Here is an 18,554-nt window from a genome sequence, read left to right as displayed (position 1 = left end):
GTGATCCGCCGGATCCTCGGCCTCACCTCCGGCCGCATCGCCGTGGGCATCCTCGCCGCGATCGCGCTGCTGGCCCTGTTCGGGCCGCTGCTGGCTCCGCAGGACCCCCTGGCCGGCGGCACCGACATCCTCGCCCCGCCGTCGGCGCGGCACCTGCTCGGCACCGACTACCTCGGCCGCGACGTGCTCAGCCGGCTGCTGGCCGGCTCCCGGCTCAGCGTCCTGGGCGCCGTGCAGGTCACGCTGATGGCGCTCGTCGTCGGCGTCGTCCCCGGCATCCTGTCGGTCTACCTCGGGCGCGGCTTCGAGTGGGTGACGCTGCGGCTGGCCGACACCCTCATCGCGCTGCCGTTCCTGGTGTTCGCCGTCGCGGTGACCGCCCTGCTCGGCAACGGCATCCCGCAGGCGATGCTCACGGTGGGCATCATGGTCTCGCCGCTGTTCTTCCGGGTGTCCCGGGCGGCGACGCTGTCGGTCGCCCGCTCCCCGTACGTCGAGGCGGCGGTCATTTCCGGCGCGTCCGTCGGCTGGATCGTGCGCCGGCACGTCTGGGCCAAGGTGCTCCCGCCCATCGCGATCGCGCTGGCCAACACCGCCGGCGTCGGCTTCGTCGTGGTGTCCAGCCTGACGTTCCTCGGCATCGGCGTACGCCCGCCCGCCCCCACCTGGGGCGGGGTGCTCGCCTCCGACCTCGGCTACCTCAGCTACCGGCCGTGGGCGCCGCTCGCCCCGACCGTGCTGATCATGGCCACCGTGTGGGCGTGCAACCTGCTCGCCGACGCGATCCGCGACGTGTCCGGCGAGGCCGGCCGCGCGCTGTTGCACAGCAGGACGATCCGGGGCCGGCTGGCCGCCGCGGAAGGGAGTGCCTGATGGCCGACGAGGTGCTGAGCCTGCGCGACGTGCGCATCCACGACGCGGTGCGCAACCGGGACGTGGTGCGCGGGGTGTCCTTCTCGCTCACCCCCGGCCGGGCGGTCGGCATCGTGGGGGAGTCCGGCAGCGGCAAGACCCTCACCTGCCGGGCCGTGCTCGGCATCCTGCCGGAGCACTTCACCGTGGCGGGCGGCGCGATCCACCTCGCCGGCCGGGACGTCGCCGACCTCACCCGGCGGGAGTGGACCGACCTGCGCGGCGCGACCGTGAGCGCCGTCTTCCAGGACCCCGCCTCCTACCTCAACCCGTCGCTGCGCGTCGGCGCCCAGATCGCCGAGGTGCTGCGGGCAAAGCGGCGGCTGAAGCGGCGGGAAGCCCGGCGGCGGGCCGTCGACCTGCTCGCCACCCTGCGGCTGCGCGACCCGGAGGGGGTCTACCAGCAGTACCCGCACGAGCTGTCCGGCGGCATGCTGCAACGCGTCCTCATCGGCACGGCGATCGCGGCCGACCCGCAGGTCCTCATCGCCGACGAGGCCACCACCGCGCTCGACGTCACCGTGCAGGCCGAGATCCTCGACCTCCTCGCCGAGCTGCGGGAACGCGCCGGGCTGGCGCTCGTGGTCGTCTCCCACGACCTGGCCGTCGTGGCGCAGCTCTGCGACGAGGTGCTCGTCATGCGGGCCGGCGAGGTCGTCGAGCAGGGACCCACGGCCGACATCCTGTTCCGGCCCCGGCACGAGTACACCCGGCTGCTCGTCGCCGAGCACGAGCAGTACGGCCTCGACCGCTTCCTCGACGACCGCGAGCCGGCCGACGCCCACGCCGGGGCTCCGGCGCACCACGCGAAGGAGCTCGACCATGTCGGCTGACCCGACCCGGCCCGTCCTCGACGTGACCGGCCTCGACGTGCACTACCGCCGCCGGCACGGGCGCCTGCACGCGCTGCGCGCCGCCACCCTGTCGGTCGCGCCCGGCGAGACCGTGGGCGTCATCGGCGAGACCGGCTCCGGCAAGTCGACCCTCGCCCGCGCCGTGCTCGGCCTGGTCCGCCCCTCGGCCGGCCGCGTCGTCGTCGCCGGCGAGGACGTCACCGGCCACTCCGCCCGCCGGTGGCGGGCCCTGCGCCGCCGGGGCGTCCTGCAGTACGTCTTCCAGGATCCGCTGCGCAGCCTCGACCCCGACCTCAGCGTCGAGGAGTCCCTGGTCGAACCGTTGCTCATCGCCGGCCGGACCCGGGCGGAGGCCGCCGCACGCGTCCGCGCGCAGCTCGCCCGCGTACACCTCGACGCCGCGCTGCTGTCCCGGCTGCCCGGCGAGCTGTCCGGCGGCCAGCGCCAGCGCGTCGCCGTGGCCCGGGCCCTGGTCACCGATCCGGAGCTGGTCATCCTCGACGAGCCCGTCAGCGCCCTGGACTCGGCCAACCGGGTACGGGCGCTGGAGCTGCTCAAACACCTGCGCGACGCCGGCACGGCGCTGCTGTTCATCTCCCACGACCTCGGCTCCGTCGCCGGCGTCGCCGACCGGATCGCCGTGCTCTACCAGGGCGAGATCGTCGAGGTCGGCCCCGCCCGGTCCGTCGTCAACGCGCCCCGGCACCCCTACACCCGCCTGCTCGTCGGCTCCGCGCCCACGCTGCGCTCGGCCGCTGCCGACCGCACCCGGCGCGACGCGCTGCGTGACCTGCTGCACTCCGCCGCGCACGCCACCACCGACGCCTGAAGGAGAACCGTCATGCCCGAACAGCACTCCGCCACCGGCGGACGGGACGTGCACACCGTCCACTTTCCGTCGACCACGCCATCGGCGAGCACCGGCGTCCTCGTCGTCGGCGCGGGACCGGTGGGGCTCGCCGCCGCCGTGGAACTCGCCGCCCGGGGCGTGCCGGTCGCGGTCGTCGACGCCGCCCGTTCCGCCGCCCTCGTCCGCGCCGGCGCGATGGGACACTCACCCCGCGTCGTGGAGCACTTCCGCCGGTGGGGGCTGCTGCACCGCATCCGTGCCGAATGGACCTTCCCACCCGAGTGGAACCGGGGCATCCGCCTGGCCACCTCCCTCGTGGGCCACGACCTCGCGCCCCGCCCGGCCGCCGACGCCGAGCGCGCCCGGTTCTCCCTCGCCCGGCCGATCCGCCGCCCGCAGACCGCCCTCCAGCGGGTCTTCCTCGACCACCTGCGCCAGCACGACGTGCCCGTCTGCGGCGGCTGGCGGGTCGACGCGCTGCGCGACACCGGCGACGGCGTGGACACCACCGTCGTGTCCACCACCACCGGCGATACCCGCACGATCCGGTCCGCGTACGTCGTCGGCGCCGACGGCGGCAGCAGCACCGTGCGCCGCCTCGCCGGCATCGCCCGCGAGGGCGCGTACGCCGACGAGAAGATGTTCCGCCTCGTCGTGCGCACCGGCGACGCCACCGACCGTCTCGGCCCCGCCCCGAGCGGCACGAACATCGTGTTCAACCAGCGGGCGTCGGGGTTCCTCGCCGCGATCAGCACCCACGAGTGGCGGGTGTACGCCGGCCCGTACCCGCTGGACGCCCAGCCCGCCGACGCCGAGCTGCTGGCCAGCGCCCGCGCGGCGTTCGGCGTCGACCTCGACCTGGAGCTGGCCTCGGTCACGTCCTTCTACCAGGCCACCCGCATCGCCGAGACGTTCCGCGCCGGCCGGGTGCTGCTCGCCGGCGACGCCGCCCACGTGCGCACCCCCGGCGGCAACCTCGGCGAGGGGTTCGGCGACGTGGTCAACCTCGGCTGGAAGCTCGCCGCCGTCCTCGCCGGCCACGGCGGCGACGCCCTGCTCGACTCGTACGACCACGAGCGGCGGCCGCACAACTGGCGCGTCGCCGACCACGCCCTCGACCGGGCCCGCCGCGCCCGCGACACCCTGCGGGCGATCCGCGACATCGGCGTGCCCGACGACGCCGACACGGGCCCCGACGCGGCCCGCCGCCGCGCCGAGATCGGCGCGCTGCTCGCCGGCGACCGGGGCGGGGACGCGCCCGGCGTGACCTACGACGAGCGCTACGACGCCTCCGGCGTCATCTGGTACGAGCCGGACCAGCTCACCTCGGAGACCCCGTGGGCGGCCGACGCGTACGTCGACGACCCGCGCCCCGGACACCGGGCACCCGACGCGTACGTCGACCCGTGGGGCGACACCCTCTACGACCGGCTCGGCGACGACCTCGGCCTGCTGGTCGCAGACGGGGACGAGGCCGTCGCGCCCGCCTTCGCGGCCGAGGCCGCCGCGCGGGGCCTGCGGCTGTCCGTCGTGCACCTCACCCACAGCGCGGCCCGCGACGTCTACTCGGGCGGCGTCGTACTCGTCCGCCCCGACCAGCACGTGGCCTGGCGGGGGACGACGCTGCCGGCCGGCGGCGCCGCCGCCGTGCTCGACCGCGTCCTCGGCCGGTCGACCGTCGCGCCGGACGCCGCCGGAGCCCTCGTCGCCGCCGCCCCCGCCACCTGAGCCGTCCTCCGAAGAAAGGGCCCCTCATGGCCGACTACCTCGACTTCACCGGCCCCGCCGAGCTGCGGACCCGAGGCACCGTCCTCGTCGCCCCCGGACGTGGCGAGAGCCAGGCCAGCTACGTACGCCTCGGCCGCCGGCTGGCCGCCGACTCCTACCGGGTACGCGTCGTGCCCGCCCCCATCGTCGACGACGCCGACGTCGCCGGCTCCCTGGACCGGTTCGCGTCCGTGCTCGCCGACGCGGTCAAGGGCACCGGCGACGACGCGGCCGAGGGAACCGGTGCCGACAGCCCGGTGCGCCCGCTGGTGCTCGTCGGCGCCGACACGGGTGCCGCCGTCGTGGCCGCCCTCGTCACTCGCGCCACCCCGGACGCGGTGTGGTGGCCGGCCGCCGTCGTGCTGGCCGGGCTGCCCGGCCAGGCCGCCCACCGCCCCGGCGACTGGGCCGACGAACTGGACACCCGCACCCACTGCGCAGTGCACCGGGGCGTGCTCAGCGACGACCCGTCGGTGCATCCGGGCACCCTCGCCGAGCCGGTTCCCGCGCCGCTGCTCGACGCCGCGTATGCCGGCCGGGCCGGGGTGGCGCACCTGCTGCTGGTGGGGGAGGCCGACCCGTACGCCGACCGGGACCGGCTGACCCGGCTGGCGCGCGCCCTGCCGCTGGCGCGGCTGTCGGTGATCCGGGGCGCCCACCACGACGTCCTCAACGACCTGCAACACCGCTCCGTGGCCGCGGAGATCGTCGGCTTCCTCGAGCGACTGCGCCTCGGCGCGCCGCTGGCGCCGATCGTCGCGCTGCAACACACCGCCTGGTGACCAACCGACCCCTCGAACCGGAGGCCAGTTCATGACCACACCCCTGGACGCCCCGCCGACTGCCGCCGACGCGCTGCGTACGCTGCTGCGCCACCAGGCCAGCACCGTCGTCGTGGTCACCGCGCCCGGCCCGCCGAAGGCGGGCTTCACCGCCACCTCGTTCACCTCGGTCTCGCTGGCGCCGCCGGTCGTCTCGTTCTGCCTGAACCTGCGCTCGTCCAGTTGGCCCGCCGTCGCGAAGGCCCGGCACGTGGGGGTGCACCTGCTCGCCCACCAACAGCAGGAACTGGCCCGGACCTTCGCCACCAGCGGCATCGACCGGTTCGCCGCGCCGACCCGCTGGCGTACCGGACCGCAGGGGCTGCCCGTCCTCGACGACACCCTGGCCTGGCTGCTGTGCCGGGTGGTCGACCGGGTGACCGTCGGCGACCACGCCATCGTGTTGGCCGAGCCGGAGCTGCTCCGGCACGCCGACGTCGGCTCGCCGCTGCTCTACCACCAGGGCCGGTACGCCGGCCTGGCCGCCGGGGCCGAACCGGTCGTCAGGCGCGGCGCGGCCTGACCGGATGCGGCGGGGCCCGGCCCGGTCGAGCCGGCCGCCTCGACCGGGCCGATGCCGGCCCCCGCCCGACGTGGTCGCCCGCGTCGCTGTCTGTCGCATTTCCCGCCGGCCGGATATATTGACGTCATTCTCTGGATGGTTTGGAGGGGTTTGCCGTGAGAGCCCGGTCGATGATGGTGGCAGCGGTCGTGGCGGGTCTCGCGGTGAGCGGCGCCGGCGCCGCAGCTCTCGCCGACCCGCCGTCGCCCGCCGGCCCCCGCCCGGCGGCCGGCGTCGCCCTGGCCGTCGGTGACTTCGATCTCAGCCGCCCGCAGGTCGCCGCCAGCGGCCTGACGGTGCCCTGGGGGATGGACTTCCTGCCCGACGGCAGCGCCCTGGTGACGCTGCGCAACTCCGCGCAGGTGCTGCGGGTGCGGCCGGGGCAGCCGCCCGAGGCGGTGGCCCAGATCTCCGGCGTCACCCCGGTCGGCGAGGGCGGCCTGCTCGGCCTCGCCGTCTCGCCGACGTACGCCCAGGACGGCTACGTCTACGTCTACCTGACCACCGCCACGGACAACCGGATCGTCCGGTTCCGGCTCACCGCCCCGCAGACCCAGACGCCGATCCTCACCGGCCTGGCCCGGGCCAGCAACCACGACGGCGGACGCATCGCCTTCGGGCCGGACGGCCTGCTCTACGCCGGCGTCGGCGACGCGGGGCAGACCGCCAACGCGCAGAACCCGGCCAGCCGCAACGGCAAGATCCTGCGGATGCGGCCGGACGGATCGGTCCCGCCGGACAACCCGTTCCCCGGGTCGCTGGTCTACAGCCTCGGCCACCGCAACGTGCAGGGCCTGGCCTGGGACGCCCAGGGCAGGCTCTACGCCACCGAGTTCGGGCAGAACACCTGGGACGAGGTCAACCTCGTCGTCGCCGGTGGCAACTACGGCTGGCCGACGGTGGAGGGCCGGGGCAACGACCCCCGCTTCCGCGACCCGCTGCTGGTGTGGACGACCGCCGAGGCGTCCCCGAGCGGCGCGACGATCGCCGGCAACCGGCTCTTCGTCGCCGCGCTGCGCGGGACCCGGCTGTGGAACGTGCCGCTCGACGGCGCGGGCGGCGCGGGCACCCCGGTCGCCGAGCTGGTCGGCGCGTACGGGCGGCTGCGCACGGTGGAGTACGGCCCGGACGGCTGGCTCTGGGTCGCTACCAGCAACCGCGACGGGCGCGGCTCGCCGGCGGCGACCGACGACCGGATCCTGCGCTTCCCGCCGCGCGACACCACGCCCCAGCCCACCACGACGCCCCCGCCGACGACCGCTCCGCCGACCACCCAGCCCACGACGCCCCCGCCGACCGGTGCGCCGGCCCCCTGCCTGGTCACCTGGACGCCCAACCAGTGGACCGGCGGGTTCACGGCGGAGGTGCGGCTCACCAACCGCGGGCCGGCGCTCAACGGGTGGGCGCTGACCTGGTCGTTCGCCGCCGGGCAGCGGGTCACCAACGCCTGGAACGCGCAGGTCACCCAATCCGGGGCCGGTGTCACCGCCCGCAACGTCGACTGGAACGCCGGTCTGCCGCAGGGTGCCACGGCGAGCTTCGGCTTCCAGGCCAGCTACGGCACGAGCAACCCGCGCCCCGACGACTTCGCCCTCAACGGGGCCGCGTGCCAGGTCGACCAGTAGCCGGCGGCACCGGGATTCCCCACTGGACGGTGGGGCCGGAATGATGCGGGGGGTGACCAACCCCGGATCGATCCGGCACCCTCGGCGGTGGTCGGCGGCAGCAGCCACGGCGGCCACGGTCGTCGCCCTCGCCCTCGCCCCCGGCGTCGCGGCGGCGGGACCCGTCACCGCGCCCGCGCCGCCGGCGGGCCGGCCGGTGTGCGACATCCGCGACGACCGGTTGACCGAGATCTCCGGCCTCGTCGCCACCGACGACGGGTTCGTCGTGGTCAACGACGGCGCCGACGAGGAGTCCCGCCGCCGGATCTTCTTCCTCGACGACCGCTGCCGCGTGGTGCGGACGGTGCGTTACCCCTCGCGGCCCCGCGACACCGAGGACCTGGCCGTGGGCGCGGACGGCACGATCTGGGTCGCCGACACCGGAGACAACGACCGGGCCCGCCGGACGGTCGCCCTGTGGCGGCTGTCGCCCGGCGCGGCCCGCCCGGTGCTGCACCGGCTGACGTACCCGGACGGGGCCCACGACGCGGAGGCCCTCCTGGTCGACGCGGCCGGGCGGCCCGTGATCGTGACGAAACAGGGCGGCAGCGCGGGCCTGTACCGCCCGGCCGCGCCGCTGCGGGCCGGCGGTACGGTGCCGCTGGCCCGGGTCGGGCAGGTGCGGTTGCCGTCCACCACGACCGGCAACCCGTACTCCTTCCTGGGCCGCAGGGTGGTCACCGGCGGGGCGAGCGCGCCCGACGGGCGGCGGGTGGTGCTGCGCACCTACGCCGACGCCTTCGAGTTCGACGTCGCCGACGGCGATCTCGTCGGGGCGCTCACCACCGGCCGGCCGAGGAGTATCGCCCTGCCCGACGAACCGCAGGGCGAGTCGGTCAGCTACAGCCCCGACGGCCGGTCCCTGCTCACTGTCTCGGAGACGGCGAACCAGCCACCCGGCACGCGGCCGCGGATCCTGCGCTACGCCCTGCCCCCCGGCCCGACCCCGTCCGCGCGCCGGACCGGACCGGGGCCGACCGGGCGTGCCGCCGACCGTGGCGCGGCCGACCGGGCCGGCGACCGCGCCGCCGCCGGACCCGGCTCCCGGGACCGGGCCGGGCGCGGCGGCACCGCATCCCTCGTGGTGGGCGGCGTCGCGGTGGCGCTGGCGTTGGTCGCCCTCGCGATGGTCGGCGCGCGGGGCGTCCGCCGTAGCGGCGGGCGGTGACCGTCCCCGCCACCCGCCCGCCCGGCTCGCCACCCTGCCCGTCATCCGCCCGGCTCGACCGCCCGACCGGGAGGAGCCGCCAGCCGATCGGCCGCGCCGACGCTCGGCCGATCCGGCGAACGCGTGGGCGGTGTCGGTCAGCCGACACCTCGCCCCGCGCCGCTCTGCCACGCTGCCCCTGACTCCGGATTCAGGGGAGAGCGCGGTGCCGGTCACAGAACAGCGCAAGGTCATCGACATCGCCCGCGACATCGTCGCGGAGGTGGCACCGGACGAGCTGTCGGACTTCGACTTCGTGGCGACCGCCTACCTGCGCGATCCGGCCGCCGCCAGCCGGGCGGGCCGGGCCGGCGCGGAGCCCACCGCCGCCGGCTGGGAGGAGGCGGGCCATGCGGTGGGCGTGCTCGCCGCCGCGGTGGTCGTGGACATCTGCAAGGACCTCGTCGTCACCGGCGCGAAGGCCGCCGGACGCCGCTACCGGGCGGCGGGCTGGTGGCCGTTCCGCGGCCCCGCCGTCGGCGAGGACAGCACGGCCCCGCCGATCCCGCCCGGCCAGGAGGAGCGGATCAGGGCGCTGGCGGCCCGGCGCGCCGCCGACCGGGGCGCGCCCGAGGCCCTCGCCGCCGACCTCGCCGCCGCGCTGGTGCAGCGGTGGAACGCCCGGCCGTAGCGGACCCGGCCACCGACCGGGCACGGCTGAACCCGTTCACCCTCCCGCCCGCGACCACCTCGCTGTTCCTGCTGCTGATGACGCTCACCCTCAGCGCCGCCGCCTACACCTACGACGCCGTGGCCGGCGGCCTGACCGGCTGGGAGAGCAGCTACCGGCGGTGCGTCGTCGCCGCCGACACCGCCGCCGCGACCGGGCCGCCGCAGCGGGTCACCGACGGCTACCTGGCCTGCAAATCGGCGGTCGACGTCCGCCGGGCGGGGGTCGGCCTGGGCGCGGCGGCACTGGTGGCGACCGCGATGTTCGTCGGCTACCGGCGGCACCCCCGCCGGCTGATCCGCCGGCAGGGGCTGCGTCCCCTCGACCCGGTCGTCTACCCGGTCGCGGCGCGGGAGATCGCGCGGCTGGTCGACGAGGCGCGGTTGACCCGCCCGCCCCGCTTCGTCGTCAACCCGTACCGCACCGGGCCGGGCGGCCGGGCCTTCGGCTGCCGCCCCCACCACCACGTCCGCCTCAACCGGGGACTGCTGCACGACACCAGCGACGACGGCCTGCTGGCGCTGCGGGCGGTGGTCCGGCACGAGCTCGCCCACCTGCGCAACCGCGACGTCGACCGCACCGTCCTGGCGCTGCTCAGCGGCTGGGCGTTCGTGCTGGTGGTGGCCGTGCCGCTGCTGGCCTTCGTGGCCGTCCGGACGCCCGCCCTGCTGTGGCCCGTCGGGTGGCGGCTCGGCGTCGCGGTCGCCCTGCTCTGGCTCGTCAGGGCGGCGGTGATCCGCGCCCGGGAACACCACGCCGACGTGCGCGCGTCCGTGGCCGGCCCCGACCGCACCGATCCGCCCTTCCACCCGCAGGCATTCCCGGAGCGGGAGCCCCCGGCGGGCGGGCCGCTCGGGCCGGCGCGGCGCGCGTGGTGGCGGCTGCTGCGGCTGCACCCGACCAACGGCGACCGCGCCGACGTGGTACGCCGGCCCGAGGCGCTGCTGCGCGCCGGTGCCGTCGAGGCGCTGGCGGCCGGCGTCACCGTCGGCGTCTCGCTGCCGTACCTGAGCACCATCACCACCAACCTGCTCGGCGGTGACCGGCTGCACGGCCTGTTGCTGGCCTCGGCGCTGCTCGGCGCGCTGACCGTGACCGTCGTCGGCACCGGCCTGTGGCGGCAGGCCCTCGTGTCCCTGGTGACCGGCACGCCGCTGCCCACCGGCGTCCGGCCCGGCCTGGCGCTGGCCGCCGGCATCGCCGGTGGCGAACTCGTCGCCGCGCCGCTGAGCGACGACGCGACCTGGCCGTCGATCCTGCGGCAGTTCCCGGCGCAGGGCGTGCTCGCGCTGGTGCTGCTCACCCTGGGCTGCCTGCTGTTCGCCCGCTGGTCGGTGGCCTCGGCGGCGGCGTGGCTGCCGTCGGCGGCCGGCCGCACCCTGACCCCGGCCGTACGCGCGGGCCAGGCGCTGGCCGCGCTCGCCTTCGGCGCCGGCCTGACGGCCTGGTCGACGGGGACCTCGGTGGCCGGCACCGGCGTGCCCGTCGCGCTGCCCGTCGGCGTGTTCGGCAGCGCGCTGGACCCGTGGGTGCTGCTGCCGCTGCTCGCGGCTGCGGCGTACCCGCTGACGGCCGCCGTGCGGCGCGGCGGGATCCTGCGGGCGGTGCGCCTCGACCGCGCCGACGGCGCGGCCCTGCCCCGGCCGCGCATCCGGCCCGCGGCGGCGCTGCTGCCGCCCGCGCTGGTCTTCGTCGTCGCGCTGGCCGTCAACGAGGCCAGCTCCGGTCGGCTGCTGGTGGCGGCGGCGACCTGGCTGGGCCGTGAGCTGGACCCGGGCAGCTACCAGCGGGCCCTGCTCAACGTCTACGCGCTGCTCGGCGTCGTCGCGCTCGTGCAGCTGGTGGTCGCGTTCGTCGCCGCGGCCCTCGGCGGCCGGTCCGGCGTCGGGCTCGGCCCGGCGCACGCCCTCGTCGCGGCGGTGCTCACCGGCTACGCGCTGGTGTCGGTGCTGCTCACGCTCTCCTTCGTCGAGTTGTGTCTGGGCGCCGGCTGCGGCAGCGTCTACCAGGGCGTGCTCACCATCGGTGGCGCGAACACCCTGGTCGGGGTGTTCGGCCTGGCGGCGGCGGTCGTGGCCGGCACGCTCGTGGCGTCGGTGGGCCGGCTGGTGCGGTGGCGCCGCGCGCGGTGGCCGCGGGGCCACCCGGCCGCGCCCGCCGGTGCCCGCCGGGCCCGGCGCTGGCCCCGCGTCGTCGTGGTCGCCGTGACCGGGCCGGTCGTGCTGGGCTACGTCGGCCCGGTCGTCGGGTTGTGGCTGTCCGCCAACGAGTTCATACCCGGCCGGGGCGGATCATGGGTGCCGGAGCAGGTCGCCGCCGCCGCGCCCCCGCCGGCCGCCGGCACCGTGGCCGCGCCCGACGTCTGCCGGTTCGCGCAGACCGCGGCCGGTCGCCCGCTGCTGGTGGACCAGCAGGCGATCACCAACGTCGAGGTGGGCCGGCGGGCCGCCGGCTCCGACGCGCCGGGGCTGCGCGCCTTCGGTCAGGTGCTCTACGACGGGACCCGGCGCGGCGAGGTGCGCCGCCCGGGCCGGGCCCAGGTGGCCCTCACCACCTACTGCCGGTGGCTGCCCACCGGCGGCCGGCCCGGCCGGACACCCCACCGCCGCCGGACCCCGGCCCGACGGGACCGGTGCCGGCGCCGGTCCGGCTGGCCTTCGGGCAGACGTACGCCTGGCCCGACGGCGTCACGCTCACCCTTGCCGTGCCGCAGCGGGTCCAGCTCCAGGGCACCTGGTACGCGGTGGTGATCGCCAGCCTCACCAACGGCCGGCCCGGGGCGCTGGACGTCAACGAGTTCTCCTTCCGGGGGCTGGTCGACGACCGGTTGACCCCGGCGATCGTCGTGCCCGACCCGGAGTACCCGAACGCCGGCCCGACGGTGGAGGCGGGGGCGGCGCGGCGGCTCAACTACGCGTTCGCCGTCCCCGCCGACGCGGCGCGGCTGCGCATGGAGGTGTTCCACCGGGTGCGCGACGCCGACCGGCCGGCGGTGGTGTTCGACGGGCCGCTGGGCGCGTCGCCCAGCCCGACGCCGCAGGCGTCCGCGCCCCCGTCGCCCCCGTCGTCGACCCCGCGCTGACGGCGGTCCCGACGTACCCTCCTTCGCGCCCGGTACGCGCTGTTCTGACCGCCGCAGCCGGGGCCCGGTCCGGCCCGCCGCGCGCCTGGAAGTATCGCCCGGTGACGATCCATTGTGGGTGTTAGCGGTCACAAGCTATGGTGTCGGCGGCCAGGGTGAAGGGCACGCTCCAGCCACGGGCCGCCGGTCGTCCGCCCGGACGCCGGGGCCGGCGGCGCAGCCGCACGGGCACTGCTGACGGTTGGCCTTCCCATGCCGTACCCGGCAGTTGCGGTGGTGCGCCGACCCGCCGCGCCTCCGTTCACCCTCGTCCGCCCGTGGGCGGACCTCGACGGGGCCACCGCCGCGCCCGGATTCCGCACCTCGCCCGGCGTGTCCCTCGCCCGGGCAACCACCATCGGGAGGATACGCATGACACGAAGAACTCGCCTGTTCGGCGCCGCGGCGGCCGTCATGGCGGTCGTCGCCACCGCCGTCACGTTCGCGATCGCCCCCGCCAACGCCGAGTCCAACGGCGGCGTCCGGGTGATGCCGCTCGGCGACTCGATCACGGACGGCTTCAACGTCCCCGGCGGCTACCGCATCGACCTGTGGCAGAAGTTCGCCGCCGGCGGCTACCGGATCGACTTCGTCGGCTCGATGTTCAACGGGCCGGCCAGCCTCGGCGACCACGACCACGAGGGCCACTCGGGGTGGACCATCTCCCAGGTCGACGCCAACGTCGTCAACTGGCTGCGGGCGACGACGCCCCGCACGGTGCTGCTGCACATCGGCACCAACGACATGTACGGCGACCCGACCGCCGCCGCGTCGCGCCTGTCCACGCTGATCGACCGCATCACCTCGACCACGCCGACGGCGGACGTCTTCGTCGCGACGATCATCCCGCGCTCCGGCACCGAGAACGCCGTGCGGACGTACAACGCGGCCATCCCGGGCATCGTGCAGGGCAAGGTCAACGCCGGCCGCCGCGTGCACCTCGTGGACATCGGCAGCGCGCTGACCTACGCCGACCTGGCTGACGGCATCCACCCCAACGCGACGGGCTACGGCAAGATGGCCACCGCCTGGTACAACGCGCTGCGGGCGGTGCCGGGCAGCATCGGCGGCACGCCCCCGACGACGACGCCCCCGCCGACCACGCCCCCGCCCACGACGCCCCCGCCCACCACCCCGCCGCCGACCACGCCTCCGGCGTCCGGGGCGTGCCGAGTGGCGTACACGGTCAACGCCTGGAGCACCGGCCTGACCGCGTCCGTCACGATCACCAACACCAGCACCGCGGCCGTCAACGGCTGGACCCTGGCGTTCACGCTGCCGACCGGGCAGAGCATCACCAGCGGCTGGAACGCCACCTACTCGCCCACCAGCGGCGCGGTGACCGCCCGCAACGTCTCCTACAACGGCAGCCTCGCCCCGAACGGATCGGTGGACATCGGGTTCCAGGCGAACCACACCGGCAACGCCGGCAAACCGTCCTCTTTCACCCTCAACGGCGCGACCTGCTCGACCGTCTGACGCCCGGCGGGCCCCCCGCGCCCGTACCCTTCGTGGGGGGCCCGCCGGCCTGTGACCTGCGTTACCTGTCGCCGGGCGGGGAATCAGATGCCGGGCTCCGGATTTGGAGCCTGTTGTGACCGTTGCATCATTTCCCGCCCGGCCGCGCGCCGGCCGCGCCGGGGCGTCCCGATGAAGGCCGCCACCGTGGCACCGGCAGCCCCGCCGATGCCGGGCGACGCGATGGGTCGCCGGCAGCGCCTGCGGCTCGTCCTCGTGCTCGGCTCGCTGATCGCGGTGGGCCCGCTGACCATCGACATGTACCTGCCGACCTTCCCGGCGCTCGTCGCCGACTTCCAGACCACGTCGGCGGCGGTGCAGTTGACCCTCACCGGCACCCTCGCCGGCCTCGCCGTCGGCCAGTTGCTGATCGGCCCGCTGTCGGACGCCGTCGGGCGGCGCAAGCCGCTGATCGCCGGCATCGCCCTGCACGTCGTGGCGTCGGCGCTCTGCGTGGTCGCGCCGAGCGTCGCCGTCCTCGGCGCGCTGCGGGTGGTGCAGGGCCTCGGCGTCGCGGCGGCCTCGGTGGTCGCGATGGCCGTGGTCCGCGACCTGTTCAGCGGCGCGGCCTTCGCCACGCTGCTGTCCCGGTTGCTGCTGGTCATGGGGGCCGCGCCGGTCCTCGCGCCGACCCTCGGCGGCGGGCTGCTGCGCTGGACGGACTGGCGGGGCGTGTTCGTGGCCCTGGCCGCCTTCGGTGCGGTGCTCGTCGTGGTCGCCGTGTTCGGCCTGCGCGAGACGCTGCCGGCCGAGCGGCGGCGGCGCGGCGGCGCGCTCGCCACCCTGGCCGTGTACGGCTCGCTGCTGCGCGACCGCACGTTCGTCGGCCTGGTGCTGGTCGCCGGCCTGGCCATGGCGGCGCTGTTCGCGTACGTGGCCGGGTCGTCGTTCGTCCTGCAACAGCAGTACGGCCTCGACGAGCAGCAGTTCGGGCTGGCCTTCGGGGCGGGCGCGGTGGGGCTGATCGGGGCGACCCAGTTCAACGTGCGGCTGCTGCGTCGCCACTCCCCGCAGCGGATCCTCGTCGCGTCCCTGGGCGCGGGGACCGTGGCCGGGCTGGCGCTGCTCGTCTTCGCCGCGACCGGCCTGGGTGGGCTGCCGACCCTGCTGGCGTCGCTGTGGGCGGTGCTCGCGGCGGCGGGGCTGGCGATGCCGAACGCGCCGGCCCTGGCGCTGTCCCGGCACGGCGAGGCGGCGGGCACGGCGTCGGCCCTGCTCGGCGCGGTGCAGTTCGGCGTCGGCGCGGTGGCCGCGCCCCTGGTGGGGATGCTCGGCACCGGTGCGGTGGCGATGGCCCTGGTGGTGGCGGGCGGGATGGTGGCGGCCATGGCGGTCCTGCTCGTCGTCGTGCGGCCGGCCCGGCTCGCCGGCCTGCCGGCCGACGCGGTGGTCGTGGCGGCGCACTGACCGGCGGCACACCCTCGTTGTCACCCGGTGAGGCGAGCGTTAACATCGAGTAACTTCGATTGTTCGCGTGGGGGTGGCAGATGGTCCGAACCGTCCGTCGGTCGTGGCGTCGGGCGGCGCTGACGGCCGTGACCGTCCTCGCGTCGCTCGCCGCCGCGCTGCCGCCCGCCGGGGCCACCCCGGCGGCCGCCGCGCCTCCACCGGGGCAGACCTCCCGCTACACGATGACGGCGTTCACCAACAGCAGCGAATCCAACATGTACGTCTACGAGTCGGCCGACGCCACCGGCTACCGGCTGCTGCGCGGGCCCGCCTACACGCCGCCGACCGGGCTGATCCGCGACCCGAGCATCATCCGGCACACCGACGGGCGCTACTACGTCGTCTACACCACCAACTGGACCGGCAACACGATCGGCTTCGCCACCAGCACCGACCGGGTCAACTGGACGTTCCTGCGCAACCACACCATCCCGATGACGGTGCAGAACACCTGGGCCCCCGAGTGGTTCGTCGACAGCGACGGCAGCGTCAACGTGATCGTCTCGCTCTCCACCAACGGGGCCGACTTCAAGCCGTACCGGCTGCGCGCGACCAACGCCTCGCTCACCGCCTTCGGGGCGCCCACGCTCCTTTCCGGGATCGGCCCCAACCACATCGACACGTTCGTGGTGAAGGTCGGCGCGACGTACCACGCCTTCGCCAAGCAGGAGACCACCAAGTACATCGAGCACGCCACGGCGAGCAGCCTGAACGGCCCCTACACCTTCGTCGGCACCGGTGACTGGGCCGGCTGGGGCGGCCCGCGCGAGGGTCAGGCGCTGGTGCCGCTCGACAACGGGGGCTGGCGGATCTACTTCGACGGGTACACGGTCGGCAAGTACTTTTTCAGCGACAGCTCCGACGGGCTGCGCACCTGGACCCCGCCGGTCGAGCTGCCCGGGTTGTCCGGATTCGCCCGGCACTTCACGGTGCTCCGCGAGACGGTCTCCGGCGGCGTCACGCTCCCCACCGGCACCCGGTCGTTGCAGTCGGTCAACTTCCCCGACCGGTACGTGGCCCGCCGCGCCGACAACCTCGGCTACCTCGACCCGGTCTCCACGGCCAGCCCGGCGCAGGCCCGCCAGGACGCCACCCTCACCGTCGTCGCCGGGCTCGCCGACGCCAACTGCTACTCGCTGCGCACCGCCGACGGCAGGTACCTGCGGCACTACGACTACCGGATCCGGGCCGACGCCAACGACGGCAGCGCGATCTTCGGACGGGACGCCACCTTCTGCGCCCGGCCCGGCTCGGTCACCGGCGCGGTCTCGCTGGAGTCCTACAACTACCCCGGCCGGTACCTGCGTCACTACGACTACGCGCTGCGGATCGACCTGTACCAGGACACCGCCGTCTTCCGGGCGGACAGCTCCTTCCGTCCGGTGGCCCCGCTGGCCTGAGCGCCCGGCCCCACCGGGTGGGCGCGGGCCGGGACGCCGTCGCGGTGTGGGGCAGGGCGCCCCACGCCGCGACGGGCGGCGATCAGTGGATCAGTGGATCAGCACCGGGGCCGGCGTCTGCTCGTCGTCGAGCAGGTGGGACACCTGACGACGGCGCGGCAGGAAGAAGGCCGGCACGAACGTCGCCAGCACCAGGGCGAAGCCCACCCAGAACGTCGTGGCGAACGAGTCGGCGACGAACTCCAGGCCGCGCTGGAGCAGCCCCGGGTCGACCGGGAACTGCTGGGCCAGGTCCGGGTTCTGCTTGACGGCGATGGCCAGCCCGGCCTCGGTGACCGGCGCGCCCGTGTTCGGGTCGACCACCCCCGGGATGACCGGCGCGTCGTTCAGCTTGCTGGTCAGGATCACCGACATGATCGCCGAACCCACCGACCCGGCGATCTGCTGGAGGATGTTCAGCAGCGTGGAACCCCGGGCCACCTCGTGGTTGGTCAGCGTCTTCAGCGCCGAGGTCATGATCGGCATCATCGTGCCGCCCATGCCCAGGCCCATGACGAACAGCGAGCCGCACAGCAGCAGGTAGGACGTGTCGGTGTCGACCTGGGTGAACGCGAAGAAGCCCGCCGCGATCAGCACCAGCGCGAACGGCACCGTCCGGCCGACCGGGATCTTGTCGGCCAGCATGCCGGCGATCGGCATGGTGACCATCGCGCCGATGCCCTGCGGCGCCATCAGCAGGCCGGCGTCGAGCGTCGACTCGCCGCGCACCTGCAGGAAGTAGCTCGGGAACAGCAGCCCGGCGCCCATGAACGCGACCATGAACACGGCCATCGTGACGGACGCGACGGTGAGGTTGCGGTCGCGCAGCAGCCGCAGGTCGAGCAGCGGGTGCTTCGGCTTGAACGAGTAGACGACGAACGCGACGACCAGCAGCCCGCCGACGAGCATCGGCAGCCACACCTTGCGGTCGCCGAACGTGCCGGTCTCGGGCAGCGACGACACCCCGTAGAGGAAGAGGGCCAGGCCCGGCGAGAGCATCAGCATGCCGACGAAGTCGAACGACTCCGACGGCTCCGGGGCGTCCTTCGGCAGCGCCCACTGCGCGTAGGCCAGCGCGACGACGCCGATCGGCAGGTTGATCAGGAAGATCCAGTGCCAGCTCGCCACGTCGATCAGCCAGCCGCCCAGGATCGGGCCGCCGATCGGGCCGAGCAGCATCGGGATGCCCAGCACCGCCATCAGCCGGCCGATCCGCTCCGGGCCGGCCGCCCGCGTCATGATCGTCATGCCGAGCGGCATGAGCATGCCGCCGCCGAGGCCCTGCAGCACCCGGTAGCCGATGAGCTGGCCGATGGAGTCGGCGGTGGCGCACAGGCCCGAGCCGAGCGTGAACAGCACGAGCGCCGCCATGTAGAGCCGCTTCGTGCCGAACCGGTCGGCGGCCCAGCCGGTCAGCGGGATGACCGTGGCCAGCGCGAGGGTGTAGCCGGTCATCGTCCAGGCGACCCGGGCGTAGGAGGCGTCGAACTCGGTCTGGAACGTGGGCAGCGCCACGCTCACCACGGTCACGTCGAGGATCGACATGATCGCACCGAGGACCACGACCCCGGCGATCTTCAGTACGGCGGCGTCGAGCTTGGCCGGCGCCGCGGGTTGACTGCTCACAGCGAATCTCCTGATGAAGCTGGCGGGTGCCGCCGATCGGCCGCGTGCCGCACCTCGGGCGGCAGCGCGTTGTGGGTTAGCTGTCGGGCGGGGC

General features: G+C 75.3%; 15 protein-coding genes. 14 read left to right on the top strand and 1 reads right to left on the bottom strand.

Annotation, left to right across the window (positions count from 1 at the left end; translation table 11 throughout):
* The 14 genes from LPU61_RS24785 to LPU61_RS24720 all read left to right on the top strand — a co-directional run bounded on the left by LPU61_RS24785 (position 1) and on the right by LPU61_RS24720 (position 16,795).
* Positions 1-873 (top strand): ABC transporter permease, encoded by an 873-nt coding sequence (locus LPU61_RS24785; RefSeq protein ID WP_229406315.1) that lies wholly within the window; start codon positions 1-3, stop codon positions 871-873.
* A complete protein-coding gene (locus LPU61_RS24780) occupies positions 873-1,745 on the top strand; it encodes an ABC transporter ATP-binding protein (RefSeq protein ID WP_052503804.1) in 873 nt (290 codons plus the stop codon). Before LPU61_RS24785 ends, LPU61_RS24780 begins: the two co-directional genes overlap by 1 nt.
* The gene (locus LPU61_RS24775) at positions 1,735-2,595 is read left to right on the top strand and encodes an ABC transporter ATP-binding protein (protein ID WP_043963444.1); all 861 of its coding nucleotides are present in this window, start codon (positions 1,735-1,737) and stop codon (positions 2,593-2,595) included. Before LPU61_RS24780 ends, LPU61_RS24775 begins: the two co-directional genes overlap by 11 nt.
* Positions 2,596-2,607: 12 nt before the next feature.
* The gene (locus LPU61_RS24770) at positions 2,608-4,344 is read left to right on the top strand and encodes an FAD-dependent monooxygenase (protein ID WP_305071993.1); all 1,737 of its coding nucleotides are present in this window, start codon (positions 2,608-2,610) and stop codon (positions 4,342-4,344) included.
* Positions 4,345-4,370: 26 nt separating this feature from the next.
* Complete coding sequence (locus LPU61_RS24765; RefSeq protein WP_229406314.1) at positions 4,371-5,165, top strand: alpha/beta hydrolase; 795 nt, start codon at positions 4,371-4,373, stop codon at positions 5,163-5,165.
* A 31-nt stretch (positions 5,166-5,196) separates the two neighbouring features.
* On the top strand, positions 5,197-5,727 hold the full coding sequence (locus tag LPU61_RS24760; protein WP_229406313.1) for a flavin reductase family protein: 531 nt from the start codon (positions 5,197-5,199) through the stop codon (positions 5,725-5,727).
* Positions 5,728-5,882: 155 nt separating this feature from the next.
* Positions 5,883-7,391 (top strand): PQQ-dependent sugar dehydrogenase, encoded by a 1,509-nt coding sequence (locus LPU61_RS24755; protein WP_229406312.1) that lies wholly within the window; start codon positions 5,883-5,885, stop codon positions 7,389-7,391.
* Positions 7,392-7,443: 52 nt separating this feature from the next.
* Positions 7,444-8,598, top strand: coding sequence for a hypothetical protein (locus LPU61_RS24750; protein WP_229406311.1), 1,155 nt, complete (start codon positions 7,444-7,446; stop codon positions 8,596-8,598).
* A gap of 205 nt (positions 8,599-8,803) precedes the next feature.
* Positions 8,804-9,268, top strand: a complete 465-nt coding sequence (locus LPU61_RS24745; protein ID WP_043963450.1) for a hypothetical protein — start codon at positions 8,804-8,806, stop codon at positions 9,266-9,268.
* Positions 9,250-12,057 carry a M48 family metalloprotease gene (locus LPU61_RS24740; RefSeq protein WP_229406310.1) on the top strand — a complete coding sequence of 936 codons (2,808 nt, stop codon included), beginning with the start codon at positions 9,250-9,252 and terminating at the stop codon, positions 12,055-12,057. Before LPU61_RS24745 ends, LPU61_RS24740 begins: the two co-directional genes overlap by 19 nt.
* Complete coding sequence (locus tag LPU61_RS24735) at positions 12,012-12,389, top strand: hypothetical protein (protein WP_229406309.1); 378 nt, start codon at positions 12,012-12,014, stop codon at positions 12,387-12,389. The genes LPU61_RS24740 and LPU61_RS24735 overlap by 46 nt, the downstream gene beginning before the upstream one ends.
* A gap of 453 nt (positions 12,390-12,842) precedes the next feature.
* The gene (locus LPU61_RS24730; RefSeq protein WP_043963452.1) at positions 12,843-13,907 is read left to right on the top strand and encodes a cellulose binding domain-containing protein; all 1,065 of its coding nucleotides are present in this window, start codon (positions 12,843-12,845) and stop codon (positions 13,905-13,907) included.
* A gap of 222 nt (positions 13,908-14,129) precedes the next feature.
* Positions 14,130-15,353, top strand: a complete 1,224-nt coding sequence (locus LPU61_RS24725; protein ID WP_043964704.1) for a multidrug effflux MFS transporter — start codon at positions 14,130-14,132, stop codon at positions 15,351-15,353.
* An 80-nt stretch (positions 15,354-15,433) separates the two neighbouring features.
* A complete protein-coding gene (locus tag LPU61_RS24720) occupies positions 15,434-16,795 on the top strand; it encodes a glycoside hydrolase family 43 protein (RefSeq protein ID WP_229406307.1) in 1,362 nt (453 codons plus the stop codon).
* 90 nt (positions 16,796-16,885) lie between these two features.
* On the opposite strand, the gene LPU61_RS24715 is transcribed toward LPU61_RS24720, so the two are convergent.
* Positions 16,886-18,460, bottom strand: a complete 1,575-nt coding sequence (locus tag LPU61_RS24715) for a DHA2 family efflux MFS transporter permease subunit (protein WP_229406306.1) — start codon at positions 18,458-18,460, stop codon at positions 16,886-16,888.
* Positions 18,461-18,554 lie beyond the last annotated feature (94 nt).

Source organism: Micromonospora sp. NBRC 110038, from assembly GCF_020884815.1.
GTDB lineage: Bacteria > Actinomycetota > Actinomycetes > Mycobacteriales > Micromonosporaceae > Micromonospora > Micromonospora haikouensis.
The sequence above is the reverse complement of the archived record's forward strand: the minus strand, read 5'-3'. Positions and strand labels throughout refer to the sequence as shown.